Below are 17,741 nucleotides of genomic sequence, written 5' to 3' on the forward strand. Positions count from 1 at the left end.
GCTGTCGGACCCACCTGGCAAGATGGACGTCGCGCCAACGCCAGAGGGGGGCGCTGTCCGGGCAGGCCGCCAGCACAGTGAGGAAATGATCGCCTGATGTCGACCACAGAGCTGTTCCTCCGCGATGTCATCGACATCAGGGAGGACGTCCACGCGGGCGATTTCAAGGTCGACCTCTCCCAGGGCTTCCACGAGGCCGACGAGCGGGTGGCGGAGTACGTCGTCACCGAGCAGTTGCAGAGGGCGTTCCGGCAGGCGCTCGGCGTTGTCGGGAAGGCCGTCCGCACGGGCGACTCGCACGCCGCGTACCTTCACGGCTCGTTCGGCGCCGGTAAGAGCCACTTCCTCACCGTGCTGCACGCCGTACTCAAGGGCCACGAGGGGGCGCGGAACAAGCCGGGGCTGAAAGAGGTCGTCACCGAGCACCGGGACTGGCTGGGCGGCAGCCGGTTCCTGATGATCCCGTACCACCTGGTCGGGTCGACGGACCTGGACTCGGCGCTGCTCGGCGGTTACGTCCACACCGTGCGGGAGCTGCACCCGGAGGCGGCGACCCCCGCCGTCTACCGGTCGGACGCGCTGCTCGCCGACGCGGACCGGCAGCGGAAGTTCCTCGGCGACGACGACAAGTTCCGGCAGTGGCTCGGCGCCGGGGCGGCGGCCACCTCCGGCAGTGGGGGCGCGGAGGACGAGGACGACCTGCCGGGCATCGACGGCGGAACCGACCTGACGGGCGCGGGCGGCTGGAGCAGTGCCGAGCTGGACCGGGCCTTCGCCGCGCCGCCCGGCAGCGAGGAGCGGGAGCGGCTCGTGTCGGCGCTGCTGACCGGGCCGATGGCGGCGTACACGCAGGCCGCGCGCGGCGACGCGCAGTCCTTCATCCCGCTGGAGAACGGCCTGAAGGTCATCTCCCGCCACGCCCAGTCGCTGGGCTACGACGGTGTCGTCCTCTTCCTCGACGAACTGATCCTGTGGCTCCAGGCGCACATGGGCGATCAGGACTTCGTCCGCGACCAGGTGCAACGGCTGGTCAAGCTGATCGAGTCCGCCGACAGCGGCCGGCCCGTGCCCCTCGTGTCCTTCATCTCCCGCCAGCGTGACCTGTCCCAGCTCATCGGCTCCGACGTGGCCGGCGCCGACGTGCAGAACCTGGAACAGCAGGTCGACTACCTCGCCGGCCGGATCGACGTCGTCGAGCTGGAGGACAGCAACCTCGTCGAGATCATCAAGCACCGGGTGCTCGCCCCGCGTCCGGGCATGGAGCAGACGCGCGACGACGCGTTCAAGATCGTGGAGTCGTCGCGGGACGAGGTGCGGCAGGTGCTGCTCGACGCGCAGGGGCGCACCGAGGCGAGCTGGGACGACTTCCGCACTCTGTACCCGCTGTCCCCGGCGCTGCTGAACGTGCTGGTGGATCTCTCCGGCGCGCTCCAGCGCGAGCGGACCGGTCTCAAACTGGTGCAGGAGCTGCTGCGGCGCCACCGCGACGACCTGCGGCTCGGCCAGCTCATCCCGATCGGCGACCTGTGGGACGTCATCGCCGCGCGGACCGGTGAGGCGTTCACCGCCAAGCTCCGCAAGGAGTCGGAGATCGCGCACCGCTTCCACGCCCGCGTCCGCGAGCACCTGCTGACCAAGTACGGCTCCGAGGACGACAAGCGGTTCCGGACCGACGACCGGCTCGTCAAGACGCTGCTGCTGGCCTCCCTCGCCCCCAACGTGCCCGCCCTGACCCGGCTCACCGGCGGCCGGCTCGCCGCGCTCAACCACGGCACCATCAGGACCCGGGTGGGCGACGCGGGCGGCGTCGCCGTCAAGCGCCTGCAAGAGCTTCAGGCCGAGGGCTTCGACGGCGAGCTGCGCAGCGAGGGCGACGCCGCCGACCCCGTCTTCCACCTGCACCTGTCCGACCTGGACGTCGAGCCGCTGCTGGAGGAGGTGCAAGGCGTCGCCGACCAGGACGGCTACCGCCGCCAGTGGATCAAGGACCAGCTGTGGGCGGCACTGGGCATCCCCGACACCCAGGCGTTCGTGTGCGAGCGGACCGTCGTCTGGCGCGGCACCAAGCGCACCGTCGAGTTCGTCTTCGGCAACGTGCGCGACCCCCACCTGCCCGACGCCGAGTTCGCGCCGCAGACCGAGGGCAACATCCGCTTCGTCTTCGACTACCCCTTCGACGGCCACGACCACTCGCCGATGGACGACGCACAGCGGGTGGAGCGGCTGAAGCGTGCCGGGAAGACAGCGCCGACGATCGTCTGGCTGCCGCACTTCCTGTCCGAGCAGAAGGCCCGCAGCCTCGGACGCCTATTGAAGACCAACTACCTGCTGGAGCGCGACCGGCTGGACGACCACACGGCGACCCGCCCCGCCGAGGAGCGCATCCAGATCCGCAACCAGCTCAAGGCGTCCCGCGACAGCCTGACCGCCCAGCTCACCGACGCGCTGCTGCAGCTGTACGGCATCAACAAGGCCGAGCCGGGCACCGTGGGAGCCGAGGTCCACGAGGGCCACCACCTCATCTCGCTCCAGCCGGGCTTCACCCGCACCCGGCCTGAACCGGCGGTCGGCTTCGAGGAGAACCTCTTCCTGCTCGCCGACGGGCTCCTCAGCGCCCGCCACCCCAAGCACCCCGACTTCGACCCGCGGCTCACCCGCAAGGCCGTCACCACCCGCGAGCTGAAGACCGCCCTCGAATGGATCACGAAGGCGATGGAGGACGGCTCCCGGCGTGTCGTGGTCGACAGCCACCAGCTGCCCGTCGTCCGCCGGATCGTGCACGCCCTCCAGCTCGGCGAGGTCCACGACGGGCCGCTCAACGTCACCACCGACTGGCGCCTGCGCATCAACAAGAAGGCCGCCGAGACCTCCGACGCCGGCCCGGACCTGTCCGTGGAGGACATCCGCGACTGGATCGAGGAACTCGGCTACACCGGCCTCGACCGCCATGTCAGCAACCTGATCATCGCCACGTACGCCCTGCTCGACGACCGCACCTGGGTCTACCAGACCTCGCCGCTGCCCAAGGCCCCCGACCTGGAGCGCATCGGCCCCGGATACGGGCTGAGGGCCGTGGAACTGCCCACCGAGGAGGAATTCCACACCGCGCTCGGCCGTGCCGGGACGATCTTCGGCCGGACCGTCTCGCGTGTCCTGTTCGCCCGCAACGTCGCCCGGCTCGCCGAAGGCGTGCGCGAGGTCGCGGAGGAACACCGCGTGGCCCTCGGCGAGGTGCGCACCCTGCTGACGGAGCACGCCCGCCACCTCGGGCTGACCGGCGCCGACGCACCCCGCCTGAAGTCCACCAAGGCCGCCGCCGACCTCGTCGCCCGGCTGCTGCGCACCATGGAACCGGCCGCATGCGTGCGGGAGCTGGCCGCCGCCGCGTACGACGTGACCGACGAGGAGATCGCGGGCGCCCTGCGGCACGCTCCCGAGGTGGCCGCCGCGCTGCGCGGCACCCAGTGGTCCCTGCTGGAAGACGTGCGCCGCGACCTCGCCGTACGCCAGGACGGCCTCGGCGAGCGGGCGGCCCGGTTCCTGGACGAGGTGCACCGCGCCGCCCGCGAGCACGAGCAGACCGTCTCACTCGTGCCCGTGCTGGACCGGCTCCCGGACACCGTCATGGCCCTGATGCGCGAGGCCACCCGCCTCGCCCAGCCCACCCAGCCGGCCACTCCGCCCGCGGCACCGGTCACGCCGGAGCCGACCGCCGAGGACGTCAGCCTCACCGGCCACGGCAAGCCCCCCGTTCCCTCGACGCCCGCCCCGGAACATCCCTCCACGCCGGACGACGCCTCCCGCAGCGGGGGCGACGCCCAGGCCGGGTTCCCGGCGCAGGCCGGTCGCCGGCGCGCCGTCCACCTCGTCGAGCCCACCCAGCTGGAGGTGTCGCTGGCCACCGCGGTCGCCGAGATCGACGCGGAGATCCGCGCCTACCTCGCCGCCCACCCCGGCACTCGCATCCAGGTCACCTGGCAGCCGGTCACCGACACCGGGTCCGCGACCGACGGTTCCGCCGGAGCCGAGGCGGAACCGGGCGGCGAAGGGACCGCCGGCTGATGGCCCCGGCCCTGCCCCGGGTGGGCCGCCGTACCGTCGAGGCCCTGCTCGCCGCGAACGCCAAGGACCTCGGCGAGCACAGCCTCGTGCTCGTCCACGGCCAGTACGCGCCCGGCGCCCCGCCGCAGTTCACGATCACCCTGGACGGCGAGGCGCGGCGCGTCCACGTACGCGACGAAGCCTCCGTCCTCGGCGTCGTCGCCGCCCTGCACGAGCACCGCAGCGCTGCCGCGTCCTCCGACGTGCTCGTGGTGACGACGGGCGTCGACGACGAGCAGCTCGGCTGGGACGTGCGCGGAAGGGCCGTACGGCGCAAGACCCTCACCGTCGAGAACGCCGAGGTCGTCCTCCAGCGCTTCGGCGCCACCGGCCTGGACCCGCGCATGTACCGCGAGCGGTGGCTCCTGGAAGCCCTCGTCGAAGCGGAGCCCGCCGAAGCCGGCTGGCCGCGCGTCGGCGGAGTGCTGACCCGGGACGCGGCCCTGCGCGCCCTGACCGCCGAACGGCTCGGCCTGCGCGCGGTGCAGGGTTCCTCCGGCCAGGACGGGCAGGTAACCCTCGACGCCGACACGCTGCTCGCCTGGTCGCGTACACCCGCCGGTCCCCGGCGGTTCGCCGAACTGGACGCCACCGAACGCGCGGAACTGAAGAAGTGGCTCGCAGAGGTGGCCGGACCGGCCGTCCCCGTCCTGCTGTCCCTCGCCGAGGCCGGACTCGGCCACGACGCCCTGCCGCTCGGACTGCTCGGCGCCGCACTGCGGGACCCCGCCGCCCAGCCCGACACGGTGCTCGCCCTCGGCGGACTGTTCGGGCAGGTCATGCCCCGGCGGTCGGAACTCGCCGTGTTCACCGACGCCGTGGAGGGAACTCTCACCCGCTGGATCGCCGACGCCCGCACCAGCCACGACGCCCGCCTGCGCGTCGTCGCCGTACTGGACCGGGCCGACGAGCTGGCCGCCAAGGCTGGCCTCACCCCTGGCCTCACCGCGAGCCGGTTCCTCCCCTCCAGCTTCACCGCGCAACTGCGCCGGACCGTTGCCGAAGCCCGCCGCTCCCCGGCCGCCGGCGAGGCCGCGCTGGCCGACCTGCTCGGCCACGCCCTGGCCGGCCTCCGCCCGGACCACGTCCAGGCCGCCGAGACGGCCGTACGGGTGGCGCGCTGGCTCAGCGGCCCCGAGCCCGCCGTCACCGGCGTGGCCGCCGCCGTGCGGGCGCACGTCTGCGACTGGGGCTGGGTCGACCGGGCGCTCACCATGCTGTGGGCGGGCGACCCCGACGGCGACCTGGAGACCGGACGGGACCTGCGCGCCCTGTTCGAGCAGGCACGTGAGCGCAGGCAGCGCCTGGATCAGGAGTTCGCCCTGAGGCTCGCCGCCTGGGCCGCGCACGCCACCGCCCAGCACCCCGACGACTGCCTCGTCGTCGAGAATGTGCTGGACACCGTCGTACGCCCGCTTGCCGGCCATACCGCTCCGCTCCTCCTCGTCCTCGACGGCATGAGCAGCGCGGTCGCCGCCCAGCTCGGTGAGGAGGCGGAACGCGACGGCTGGCGTGAGATCGTGCCGCGCCCGGAGCCCGGTCAGTCCCCCGCACGGCTCGCCGCCGTCTCGATGCTGCCGTCCGTCACCCGCGTCAGCCGTGCCTCCCTGCTGGCGGGCGAGGCGGCCGAAGGGGGTCAGTCGGCCGAGACGAGCGGCTTCACCGCCTTCTGGAAGCGGCGGCGCAAGGCGGCGGCCCTCTTCCACAAGGCCGCCATCGGCGGCGAGGCGGGCCACGCGCTCTCCCACGAGCTGATGACCGCCCTCGCCTCCGACGCCGTAGTGGGCGTGATCCTCAACACCATCGACGAGGCACTCGACAACGGCCGGCACGGCCGCGGCACGACCTGGTCCCTGGCCGACGTCACGCACCTGCGGGAACTGCTCGGAGCCGCCCGCAGCTACGGTCGCCCGGTCGTCCTCGTCGCCGACCACGGGCACGTCCTGGAGCGCGGCAGCCGCAGCGACGGCCCGACGACGGCCGCCGACGGTGCGGAGTCCGCCCGCTGGCGCACCGGCGACGCCGCGGGGGACGGGGAGATCGCCGTCCACGGCCCGAGGGTGCGCGAGGGCGGGGGAGCGGTGATCCTGCCGTGGCGCGAGGACATCCGCTACACCGGGCGGCGCGCCGGATACCACGGTGGGGCCTCCCTGGCCGAAGTCACCGTCCCGGTACTCGTCCTGCTGCCCGCCGGGGAAGAGGCCCCGAAGGACTGGGTGCCCCTGCCGCGCGAGCTGTCCACGCCGGGCTGGTGGCGGACGCACGTCGCACGGGGTGCTCCCCAGTCCGCTCATCAGCCGGTGGTGCCCTCGCCCACGCGACCCACGGCACCCTCCGAATGCGCGCCGACCACCGAGGCGCGACCGTCCGCCCGGACGGAAGCCGCACCGCCGGTGGCGGAGTCGCTCGGCTCCACGGTGGTGGGCAGCGAGGTATACGCGGCCCAAAAGGAGTACGTCCGCAAAGCGCCCGAGGCGAAGGTGGTGGCCGCGGTCATCGACGCACTCGTCTCGGCGGGCGGGACCATGTCCCCGGCCGCCCTCGCCGCGGCCATCTCCGCGACCGGGCGCGTCCGCCGCAACATCGAGGGCTTCGTCGCCACGGTGCAGCGGCTGCTGAACGTCGAGGGGTACCCCGTCCTCGGGCTCATCGACGGCGGGCACGCGGTGAAGCTCGACGTGCCTCTACTGCGCGGGCAGTTCCTGCCGAAGCAGAGCGCGCAGGAGATGGACGAAGCCGAAGCAGGACAGCGGGAGGAGGAGCAGGCGTGACCGAGCCCGCCTCCGTCAGCGCGGTCCGGCGCCGCGAGGTCATCGACGCCCTGCGGCGCGGCACCGTCCCGCAGTCCGGCCTCGACCTGTTCGCGGTCGGACTGGACCGGTTCGAAGCCGCCCTGGACGACGACCTGGCCACCGTCACCCGCGGCGGCGCCGCCTTCCACGCCGTCCGTGGCGACTACGGCTCCGGCAAGACCTTCTTTGCCCGCTGGCTGGCCGAACGCGCCAAACGTGCGGGGCTCGCCACCGCCGAGGTGCAGATCTCCGAGACCGAGACACCGCTGCACCGGCTGGAGACCGTCTACCGCCGGCTCACCGAGCGCCTGGCCACCGCCACCCACCAGCCCAGCGCGCTGTGCGCGGTCGTCGACTCGTGGTTCTACACCCTGGAGGAGGAGGTCCTCGACGGCTCGGAGATCGACGAGGACGACGAGGAAGCCCTCGCCGAGGCCGTGGACACGCTGATGGAACGCCGGCTCGCCGACGTCGCCCGCACCACGCCCGCGTTCGCCGCCGCCCTGCGCGGCTACCGCCGTGCCGTCACCGCCGGGGACGGCGCCACGGCGGAAGCCCTGATCGCCTGGCTCGGCGGCCAGAAGTCCGTGGCCGCCTCCGCCCGTCGGGCCGCAGGAGTGCGCGGAGATCTCGACCACTTCGCCGCGCTCGGCTTCCTCCAGGGACTCCTGACCGTGCTGCGCGACTGCGGCCACCCCGGGCTGCTCCTCGTCCTCGACGAGACGGAGACCCTGCAACGCGTCCGCGGCGACGTCCGGGAGAAGGGCCTCAACGCACTGCGCCAGCTCCTCGACGAGATCGACGCCGGCCGCTTCCCCGGCCTCTTCCTCGTCATCACCGGAACCCCCGCGTTCTACGACGGCCAGCAGGGCGTCCAGCGGCTCCCGCCCCTGGCCCAGCGGCTCGCCACCGATTTCACCACGGACGCCCGCTTCGACTCGCCCCGCGCCGTCCAGCTCCGCCTGCCCGGCTTCGACCTGCCGCGCCTGGGGGAACTCGGCCGCAAGGTGCGGGACCTCTACCGGGGCGCGGCCCGCCACCCCGAGCGGGTCACCACGCGGGTCGATGACGCCTACGTCGGCGAACTCGCCACCGCCGTCACCGGCGGTCTGGGCGGCAACGTTGGCATCGCCCCCCGCGTCTTCCTGCGCAAGCTTGTCGCCGACGTCCTCGACCGCGTCGACGAGTTCGAGGACTTCGACCCACGCAAGCACTACCAGCTCACCGTCTCGGCCGGCGAGCTGACGGACACCGAACGCAACGCCGCCGCCGACGGGGCGGACGACATCGAGCTGGAACTGCCGTGACCACTGCCGACGGCCTGGAACCGGCGCTGGTCCACCACATCGTCAACACCCTGGGCTGGAAGGACCTGCGCCCGCTCCAGAAGGCCGCCGTCGCCCCGCTGACCGCAGGAGACGACGCCCTGCTGCTGGCCCCGACGGCAGGCGGCAAGACCGAAGCCGCCTGCTTCCCCCTGCTGTCCCGGATGCACGCCCAGGGCTGGTCCGGCACATCGGTCCTGTACGTGTGTCCCCTCAAGGCGCTGCTGAACAACCTGCTGCCGCGCGTGGAAACCTACACCGCCTGGCTCGGCCGGACCGCGGCCCTGTGGCACGGCGACACACCGGCCGGCGCCCGGCGGCGCATCCTCGCCTCCCGGCCCGACGTGCTGCTCACCACCCCCGAGTCGCTGGAAGCCATGCTGGTCAGCGTCAACGTCGACCACGCGTCCTTCTTCTCCGGCCTGCGGGCCGTGGTCGTCGACGAGGTTCACGCCTTCGCCGGAGACGACCGCGGCTGGCACCTGCTTGCCGTACTGGAGCGCCTGCAGCGCGTCGTGGGCCGCACCGTGCAGCGCGTCGGCCTCTCCGCGACCGTCGGCAACCCTGAAGCCCTGCTCACCTGGCTACAGGGGGCCGGGGCAGGTCGGCGCCCTGGCCACGTCGTCGCGCCCCACCTGGCCGAGGATCAGCCGACGCCGGCCACCGTACCGCCGGGCGACATCCAGCTCGACTACGTCGGCTCGCTCGACAACGCGGCCACCGTCATCAGCGCCCTCCACCGCGGCGAGAAGCGGCTCGTCTTCTGCGAGTCACGGCGCTTGGTCGAGGAACTGGGCGCCAAGCTGCGGGCCAAGGGCGTGACTACGTTCCTCTCGCACGCCTCCCTCTCCCTCGACGAACGCAGACGCGCGGAAACCGCGTTCGCCGAGGCACGCGACTGCGTGATCATCGCCACGAGCACCCTGGAACTGGGCATCGACGTCGGCGACCTGGACCGGGTCATCCAGATCGACGCACCCACCTCGGTCGCCTCCTTCCTGCAGCGCCTGGGCCGCACCGGACGCCGCCCCGGCACGACCCGGAACTGCCTCTTCCTCACCCTCGACCAAGGAGGGCTCCTGGCTGCCGCGGGACTGCTGCTCCAGTGGTCACGAGGCTGGGTCGAACCGGTCACCGCGCCGCCCGAGCCCCGGCACATCGTCGCCCAGCAGCTGCTCGCCCTCTGCCTCCAGGAACACCGCGTCGGAGACCGGCTCTGGCAGGAGTGGTGGAACGGCCTGGGACCGTTCGGAGGGTCGGCTGAGCCGATCGTCCGCCACCTGGTGGAGGAGGGGTACCTGGACCAGGACGGCGGCATGCTGTTCATCGGCCCAGAAGCCGAACGGCGCTTCGGCCACCGCCACTTCATGAACCTCACCGCCGTCTTCACCGCGCCCCCGCAGTTCACCGTCCTCCAGGGCCGCACCGAGATCGGCCGCACCGACCCCGCCCTCCTAACCGAGCGAGTCGCCGGCCCCCGCAGGCTTCTACTAGCTGGCCGCAGCTGGCAGGTCACCTACATCGACTGGCGCCGCAAACGCTGCTTCGTCGAGCCGGTGGACGGCGGCGGAAAGGCCAAGTGGAGCGGCAAGGGCTTCGGCCAGGGCACCTCCTTCGAGGTCACACGTGCGGTGCGCGAGGTGCTGCTCGGCACGGATCCGCCCGTCGCCCTGACCCAACGCGCCACCACGACGCTCAAGGAGGCACGTGAGGTCTTTCTGGAGAAGGTCCACCCGGGCGGCACGTTGATCGTGCGCGATGAATCGGGTCAACTTCGCTGGTGGACCTGGGCAGGTCACCGCGCGAACGCGACGCTGGCGGCCACGCTGGAGGGAATCGCCGTACCGGCTCAGCGCATCAACGATCATTGGGTCCGTCTACGGGAAGACCTCACGCCACCTGTGTGGAAGGAAGCGCTGAGCGAGGGTCCGGGCCGGCTCTGCCTTCCCGCTGTCGACGAACGGGCAGTGCGAGGACTGAAGTTCGGGGACGCGCTGCCGCCACGCCTGGCGGAGGCGACGCTGTCGGCCCGACTGGCGGATCTGACCGCCGCTACAGCCGTACTTGCCGAGCCTGTGCGTTTCGTTGCCGTTCATACGTGAAGCGATTCACGGCTTCCGGAATGATCACAAGGTGCGCGGTCAGCAGATCATTACGCCAGAGCCCCGCGCACAGTCCCGAACAGCGAAGCCGCGCGCACGTCGTCGCCGCCTCCGACGACGCGGTTTATCGCATAGGCGAAGGCCATACCGTGCTCCGGATCAGCGAAGGCGAGAGACGTTCCTCGGCTGGTGTGGCCGAATGAGCTTGGCCCGATCATTGAGTCGGTCTCGGTGGGCAGTAGCGCCGCCGATGAACTGGTCGACCTGCCTCGGCGGCCCGCCGCCCCGGTCTCGTCAACGGCTCTGACACCGCGCGCCTGATCAAGTGCGGAACCAGCCGGCTGTAGCAGCTATCCCCTCCCGCAGCGGTGTGGGCGTGATGGCCGGGAAGAGCGCTCGCAGGCGGGTGCTGTCAGCCTGCGAGTGGGGGACATCGCCAACGCGGTCAGCTGTGTGCTGCCGCTGAGCGCGGAACCCGGTTGCGGCCTCGATCTCGGGGATCAGGTCCAGGAGGGACGTTCGCGTACCGAAGGCCAGGTTCACTGGCCAGGGTTCGTCGACTCGCCGCAGGAGGGCGTCGGCGAGGACCTCACAGACCGTGCCCACGTACGTGAAGTCGCGTGTCTGCGTGCCGTCACCGTGCACCGTCAGGGGGCGTCCGTCGAGCGTGGCGCTGATCCACTTCGGGATGACCGCGGCGTAGGGGTGGTCGGCGCGTTGGCCGGGCCCGTAGACGTTGAAGAAGCGGAAGGGCAATACCGGTAGGCCGAAGCTGTAGTGGTATGCGACTAGATACGCCTCCGTGGCGAGTTTGGTGACAGCGTACGGGCTCATCGGGGCGGTGGTGAGGTCTTCGCTCTTGGGGAGGCACTGGTTCGCACCGTAGACGGAGGACGAGGAGGCGGCGATCACGTGCAGGTTGCCGGCTCGGCGGGCTGCTTCGAGCACCTGGAGGGTCCCGGTTGCGTTGGCGTGGTGGCTGGCCATGGGGTCCTTCACAGAGCGAGGCACGGACGGTAGGGCGGCGAGGTGGACGATGGCGTCCGCGTCGCGAAACGCCTGCTTCAGGAGAGCCGCGTCCTGGATGTCGCCCTCGAAGAAGAGGACATCGAGACCCGCGATGTTCTCCTTGTGACCGGTGGAGAGGTTGTCGATCACCCTGATCTGGCTGATACCGGGGCGATCCATCAAGGTCCGGGCGAGGTTGCTGCCTATGAATCCGGCGCCGCCGGTGATCACGATCTTCACGTGGCTTCCCTTTCTAGAGAGAGTCGACGTGTGCGCCGGCGAGTCGGTGGCGGCAGTCGAGGATGTACGGGGCGTGTGTGGTGATCAGTGGGTACTCGAAGGCGTCGTGGTCGGCGAGCAGGACGACGGCGTCGGCAGCCGCGAGGCACTCAGGGGTTACTTCGACTCGCTGGAGGTTCTCCAGGCCGGCCGCGCGAGGGTGAGCGTCGTCGATGACGTGAGGGTCCGCCGCCTGAACCTCGGCACCCATGCTGATCAGCAGCTCGGCGATGCGTGCCGCCGGGGTCTCGCGGGCGTCGCCGGTGTTGGCCTTGTACGCGAGGCCGAGCAGCAGAATCCTGGAACCGTTGAGAGACTTCCTGCGCTTGTTGAGGCCGTCAACGAGGCGCCGGACCACGTAGTCGGGCATGTGGTTGTTGACGTCGTTCGCCAGCTCGACGAAGCGGAAGTTGCGACCCAATGTGCGTTGGACACGCCAGGACAGGTACGACGGGTCTATGGGCAGGCAGTGGCCTCCGACGCCCGGGCCCGGGGTGAAGCGCATGAACCCGAACGGCTTGGTGGAGGCTGCGTCGATCGCCGACCAGACGTCGATGTCCAGTTCGTGGGCGAAGATCGCCAGCTCGTTGGCGAGGGCGATGTTCACGTGCCGGAAGGTGTTCTCCAGCAGCTTGGCCAGCTCGGCCTCCCTGCACCTGGCGACGGGGATGACCGTCTCGACGAGGGACGCGTAGAAGTGGTGGATGGCTTCCTTGGATGCGGGGTCGATGCCGGAGATGACCTTGGGGGTGTTCTCCAGCCTCCAGGCGGAATTGCCGGGATCTATGCGTTCCGGGCTGTAGCCGAGGTGGAAGTCCTGGCCGGCGGCCAGGCCGGAGACGTGTTCGAGGAGCGGGCCGAAGACCTCCTCGGTCGTGCCGGGGTACGTGGTGGATTCCAGGACGACGGTTGCGCCGTGTGTGAGATGGCGGCCGAGCATCCGCGCCGCGTCCTCGACGTGGGAGAGGTCAGGCGCCCCGTCTCGAAGGGGAGTGGGGACCGTGACGATCGCTACGTCGAAGTCCGCGCAGTCGGACTCGTCGATGGTCGGGTGATAGGCGCTGGCGGCGAGGAGTGGGGCAAGACGTGAGTCCGAAATGTCCTCGATGTATGACTCTCCGTATGTGAGCCGCTTGACGCGCGAGGCGTCAACGTCGAAGCCGACGACCTGGTGTCCGACCTCCGCGGCTCTGACGGCGAGCGGGAGTCCGACGTATCCCTGACCGACTACGACGACGCGGAGCTGCTGGAACGTGCGATTGTTGATCACGCTGTCCACCTCTTCGGCTTCGAGTAGGAGTGTCGGCGGTGCATGCGGATCGGCGGCGCGGCGAGCGCTCTAAGATGGGAGGTGCCTCGGCCGTACGAGACTCGCTTGGCCGCCTGTCTCGGACGGCCGAGCGCCTTTTCGGCCCCGGGTAGGTAGGTCGCAAAACCCGCAGGAAGGGCAAACCGCTGGTTCGATACGATGGCGGTGGCCTGCAGACCCGTAACGTCACTGTGCGTGATATCAAGTCGCCAGCTGAGTGATCGAAAGGGCTGCAGCTTCCCGACTTGGGCCCGCCGTGGCACCGCCGCCGGCGCCGTACGTACGAAATGGAGCATCCGAGGATGGCTCGACACCTGGTCACCAGCGCGCTTCCCTACATCAACGGGATCAAGCACCTGGGCAACATGGTCGGGTCGATGCTTCCGGCGGATGTGTACTCCCGGTACCTCCGCCAGCGCGGCCACGACGTCCTCTACATCTGCGCCACCGACGAGCACGGCACGCCGGCCGAGCTGGCCGCCAAGGAAGCCGGTCTCTCGGTCGAGGAGTTCTGCGCCCAGGCCCATGAGGCGCAGAAGGCCGTGTACGACGGCTTCGAGCTGGCCTTCGACTACTTCGGGCGCAGTTCGTCGCGGCAGAACGTAGAGATCACCCAGCACTTCGCGCGGAAGCTGAACCAGAACGGCTTCATCGAGGAGCGGGCGATCCGCCAGGTGTACTCCCCGGTCGACGGCCGTTTCCTGCCGGACCGGTATGTCGAGGGGACGTGCCCGCACTGCGGTTACGACAAGGCCCGCGGTGACCAGTGTGAGAACTGCACCCGTGTCCTCGACCCGACCGACCTGCTCAACCCGCGCTCGGCGATCAGCGGCTCCACGGAGCTGGAGGTCCGTGAGACCAAGCACCTCTTTCTGCTGCAGTCCAAGCTGCAGCACGAGGTTGAGGCATGGATCGACGCCGTGAGTGAGCAGTGGCCGCACCTGTCCTCGTCCATCGCCCGCAAGTGGCTCACCGAGGGTTTGCACGACCGGGCGATCACCCGCGACCTCGACTGGGGCATCCCGGTGCCAGCCGACACCTGGCCCGACCTCGCGGCCGAGGGCAAGGTCTTCTACGTCTGGTTCGACGCCCCGATCGAGTACATCGGCGCGACGAAGGAGTGGGCGGACGCTGCCCCGGACGGCGAGATCCGTGACTGGAAGTCGTGGTGGTACGAGGCCGACGACACCGTCCGCTACACCGAGTTCATGGCGAAGGACAACGTCCCCTTCCACACGGTGATGTTCCCCGCCACCGAACTGGGCGTACGCGAGCCGTGGAAGAAGGTCGACTTCGTCAAGGGCTTCAACTGGCTGACGTACTACGGCGGCAAGTTCTCCACCTCCCAGAAGCGCGGCGTCTTCACCGACGCCGCCCTGGAGATCCTCCCCGGCGACTACTGGCGCTACTTCCTGATTGCCAACGCCCCGGAGTCCGACGATTCGTCGTTCACCTGGGAGCACTTCGCCGCCACGGTAAACAAGGACCTGGCCGACACTCTCGGGAACTTCGTCAACCGTGTGCTGTCCTTCTCCCGCAAGCGGTTCGGCGACGAGGTACCGGCGGGCCACTCGGCCGGTGAGGCGGAGGCGAAGCTGGGCGAGGAGATTGCGCGGCTCCTCGCCGAGTACGAGGTGCAGATGGAGGCTCTCCAGTTCCGCAAGGCCGCGGCTGCTCTGCGTGCGCTGTGGTCGGCGGGCAACTCCTACCTGGAGGAGAAGGCTCCCTGGCTGGAGATCAAGACCGATCCGGACGGCGCCGCGCTGACGCTGCGGACCGCTATGAACCTCATCCACCTGTACGCGGTGGTCTCCGAACCGTTCATTCCGTCCACTGCGGCCGCCATGCGCGGGGCCTTCGTGCTGGAGGGCGACACCGCGACCTGGGGGACCGCCGAGCAGGCCAAGGCCCTGGACACCGTCCCGGCAGGGACTGCGTTCACCGTTCCGCCGGTGCTCTTCACGAAGATCACCGAGGAGGACCTGGAATCTTACCGGGAGCGCTTCGGCGGTTCCGAGGACGCCTGACGGAATCTCTCCCATCCGTACCGCCTGCGCTCTCATCGGGCGGTACGGGTGTTGAGACGGCCGGACAGGTCTGCGGCCGGCACGTTCATCAGCCGGATCCGCGGGGCCCCGTCGTCGACCTCGAACCAGGTCACGCCTGCGGATCCAGGGACGTGATCAAGGTAGCGTTCGAAGCCGTTCCCCGTCAGCCGTAGCAGCAGGCAGGCGATTCCCCCGCCGTGGCCGACGAGGATGGTTGTGCGGTGCGGCCCTACACAGACTTCGTCCCAGAGCTCCATGTAGCGGCTTTGGACGTCCTCGGACGACTCGCCGCCTGGCGTACGGAGCTGGTGGATCGGGACGCCTCGGCGAGTGGCTTCGGCTGCCGCTAGCTCCCTGGGCCGGCCTCCGAGGTAGCCGCTGTTCTTGGCGGCCAGGCGCCCGTCGACACGCACGTCGGCGGGGGTGAGCGTGGCGGTCAGCAGAGCTGCGGACTGACGGCAGCGGGACATCGGGCTGACGAGCATCCGGTCCACGGTGACGCCGGCTGCCGCGAGGCTGTCGCCGACCTTGCGGATGTCGTCGCTCCCGCGCTGGCTGAGGCTGCCGCCGACAGCCTGGCCCTGGTGGATGCCCTGCAGGTTCTCCTCTGTCTCACCGTGCTTGATCAGGTAGATGTGCTTCGTCGGCATGGCGGGGTGTCCCCTCCTTCGGGTCAGTCCCAGGCGCGGACGTCGACACAGGCGGAAATTGCGGTGGCCACCCGGTCGTGGTCGGCTCGGCTCATGGTGGGGAAGCGGTCGTAGTGCCACTCGATGTAGAGGACGGAGATGAGGCTGATCGTCCCGTCGGCGAGCAGCTTGCTGAGCACGGGATACTCGGCACCCTCGATGTCCATCTTCACGACGACGTGATCATCTGTGGTGACCGTCCGGCGCAGCCAGGAACTGAAGTCGGTCGCGGGGACAGGGACCGGTGAGCTGTAGTCGATCTGCTGGTCGTACATCGGCGGTACACGCTTGCCGGGCATCACGGTCGAGCTCTCGTGGTGGCCGAGGAAGAGGTCGATCGTTCCGTCGTGGGTCCATACCGCGCTGTGGGAGATCTCGACGTGCGGGGAGTGAGGGGCCTGCTCGACTTGCCGGCGGATGGAGGGCAGCAGGTCCTTGTTGGGCTCGAACGCGTAGAAGTCATGGTCCGGAAGCTCGTGGATGAAGTGGTTCAGCACAATTCCGAGGTTCGTGCCGCAGTCGATGAAGACCTTTCGCATGAGGTACTCCCTTGGTCGGCGCTGGGTGCGAGGAGGTCGATCTCCTGCACGGTGCGGTTGGTGAGAAGGAGGAAGTCGCCAGTGGCGGGGCGGTAACAGCGCTCCTGGTAGCGGATTGTGATGCGGCGGACCGGTTCCTCACCGCGGTAGGGAGGAAGGTCGCCCCATCGGTAGAGCTGGCCGCCCGGGGCCTTGAGGCGGCGCAGTGACCGGGGCAGGGGGCTTTTCTGCGCTCCGGCGTTGAGCTGGGTGAACATCCTGGTCAGGAAGGCGATGTGCTCCTGCGCCTGTTGCTTGTCCGCCTGTATCTGGCCGTAGGTCTGCTTGAGCGCGCGGAGTTGATCACGGTCGCCGCCCGCCTGGACGAGGCAGTCGCGGAGGCGCCGGTCCCAGACGATGCCGAGGTGGCCGTGAAGGATGGGCTCGTCGGTGAGGAAATAGCCCAGGACGCGGCCGTACTCGCGCTCGTAGGGGCACATGAAGTCGTTGTAGAGCCCGAGCCTCACCCCGGAGACGGTTTCCACCTGCCAATGGATGCGTGCGGTGAAGGGGGAGTCCCACCAGCCCAGGTGCCAGGGCTGCCACAGCAGGTCGGCGGAGCTGAGCAGGAGCACCGCGAGGGCGATCAGTGCGGCAGGCCAGCCGAAGGCCGCGTCGTACTCCACACCGGGAAGCAGCGTGACCGTGATTGCGAGGGCGACGTGGGTGCCGATGTTCTCCCAGAAGAGGATGCCGGAGGCGAGGGCCACGATGATGTTGAAGAGCGCGGTGGCCAACAGGGCTGCGACGAGCAGTCGGCGATCGAGGAACGCGATGAGGCCGGCGGCCTCGACGGTCATCGCTAGGAAGTTCACCGGACGGTCGAGGACGCGCGCACGACGCAGCGCGCGGGACACGGTCTCGGCACGAAGGTAGCGCGCCCAACCCCAGGAATAAGCGGAGGCCATGAGGTAGTGAGTGCGGTTGTGCCAGGCCCATGACCACGGGTAGGGCCCGAGGCGAGCCTTGCTCCAGGCTGGCTTGACGTAGTGGGAGAGCGAGACGCAGCCGAGGACCAGCAGAAGTGTTACTGCGGAACACGAGGCGCCGATGAGCACCGCCACGAAGAACCAGGCCAGGTACGCCTTGAGTAGACGCGTGGGCATCATCGCGTGGTGCTTCCAGCCGCGCAGCTTGCCGCAGAACACGGTCATCCACGGCAGCAGGGCCGCTGGCCACAGGCAGGACGCGGCTGCGAGGAGTAGCAGCAGCCGTTTGTCGCGGCACTGGGGGGCGATGGGCTGGGTGACGTCATAGTCGCTGGTTGCGCCCTGCCATGTGAGCAAGACGATCACAGAGACGACGAACCAGCGCAGCGGGCCCGGCTCGGGCGACGGCCGGAAGGCAGCCGGAACCTCGGGCGTGAGCGCGATGATCACGGCCAGCAGGACCCAGCGACGGCGAGCGAGGGCTCGTACTGCGGGAGAGACCGCGAGGCGATAACAGGCCACGACGGCGGCTACTGATACCCCGAGGCCGATGTCTGCGGGGAGCAGGGGAGTCGCCATGG

10 protein-coding genes are annotated in these 17,741 nt (G+C 70.0%); 5 read left to right on the forward strand and 5 right to left on the reverse strand.

Features of this window, described 5'->3' with window-relative positions:
- The first annotated feature begins 96 nt into the window (after positions 1 to 96).
- From FM076_RS18165 to FM076_RS18180, 4 genes are read left to right on the forward strand one after another with little or no spacing between them, the layout of a single operon-like run.
- Positions 97 to 4,062, forward strand: coding sequence for a PglY protein (locus FM076_RS18165; RefSeq protein WP_173872026.1), 3,966 nt, complete (start codon positions 97 to 99; stop codon positions 4,060 to 4,062).
- Positions 4,062 to 6,872 carry a BREX-2 system phosphatase PglZ gene (gene pglZ / locus FM076_RS18170; RefSeq protein ID WP_173872028.1) on the forward strand — a complete coding sequence of 937 codons (2,811 nt, stop codon included), beginning with the start codon at positions 4,062 to 4,064 and terminating at the stop codon, positions 6,870 to 6,872. The genes FM076_RS18165 and pglZ overlap by 1 nt, the downstream gene beginning before the upstream one ends.
- Positions 6,869 to 8,200: a BREX system ATP-binding protein BrxD gene (gene brxD / locus FM076_RS18175; RefSeq protein WP_173872030.1), complete on the forward strand. Its 1,332-nt coding sequence runs from the start codon at positions 6,869 to 6,871 to the stop codon at positions 8,198 to 8,200. The genes pglZ and brxD overlap by 4 nt, the downstream gene beginning before the upstream one ends.
- On the forward strand, positions 8,197 to 10,320 hold the full coding sequence (locus FM076_RS18180) for a DEAD/DEAH box helicase (protein ID WP_173872032.1): 2,124 nt from the start codon (positions 8,197 to 8,199) through the stop codon (positions 10,318 to 10,320). The genes brxD and FM076_RS18180 overlap by 4 nt, the downstream gene beginning before the upstream one ends.
- 321 nt (positions 10,321 to 10,641) lie before the next feature.
- Here FM076_RS18180 and FM076_RS18185 read toward each other — a convergent pair whose 3' ends face one another.
- Positions 10,642 to 11,568 (reverse strand): NAD-dependent epimerase/dehydratase family protein, encoded by a 927-nt coding sequence (locus FM076_RS18185; protein ID WP_173872034.1) that lies wholly within the window; start codon positions 11,566 to 11,568, stop codon positions 10,642 to 10,644.
- A 13-nt stretch (positions 11,569 to 11,581) separates the two neighbouring features.
- Positions 11,582 to 12,877 carry a nucleotide sugar dehydrogenase gene (locus tag FM076_RS18190; RefSeq protein ID WP_173872037.1) on the reverse strand — a complete coding sequence of 432 codons (1,296 nt, stop codon included), beginning with the start codon at positions 12,875 to 12,877 and terminating at the stop codon, positions 11,582 to 11,584.
- A 341-nt stretch (positions 12,878 to 13,218) separates the two neighbouring features.
- On the opposite strand from FM076_RS18190, the gene metG reads away from it, so the two are divergent.
- On the forward strand, positions 13,219 to 14,943 hold the full coding sequence (gene metG / locus FM076_RS18195; protein WP_173872038.1) for a methionine--tRNA ligase: 1,725 nt from the start codon (positions 13,219 to 13,221) through the stop codon (positions 14,941 to 14,943).
- Between the two features lie 32 nt (positions 14,944 to 14,975).
- Here metG and FM076_RS18200 read toward each other — a convergent pair whose 3' ends face one another.
- From FM076_RS18200 to FM076_RS18210, 3 genes are read right to left on the reverse strand one after another with little or no spacing between them, the layout of a single operon-like run.
- The gene (locus FM076_RS18200; protein ID WP_173872040.1) at positions 14,976 to 15,614 is read right to left on the reverse strand and encodes a histidine phosphatase family protein; all 639 of its coding nucleotides are present in this window, start codon (positions 15,612 to 15,614) and stop codon (positions 14,976 to 14,978) included.
- A gap of 23 nt (positions 15,615 to 15,637) precedes the next feature.
- Positions 15,638 to 16,192, reverse strand: coding sequence for an FkbM family methyltransferase (locus tag FM076_RS18205; RefSeq protein ID WP_173872042.1), 555 nt, complete (start codon positions 16,190 to 16,192; stop codon positions 15,638 to 15,640).
- Positions 16,144 to 17,739: a hypothetical protein gene (locus tag FM076_RS18210; RefSeq protein ID WP_173874835.1), complete on the reverse strand. Its 1,596-nt coding sequence runs from the start codon at positions 17,737 to 17,739 to the stop codon at positions 16,144 to 16,146. The genes FM076_RS18205 and FM076_RS18210 overlap by 49 nt, the downstream gene beginning before the upstream one ends.
- Positions 17,740 to 17,741: the final 2 nt, after the last annotated feature.

The organism is Streptomyces albus subsp. chlorinus (assembly GCF_013302895.1).
Lineage (GTDB): Bacteria > Actinomycetota > Actinomycetes > Streptomycetales > Streptomycetaceae > Streptomyces > Streptomyces chlorinus.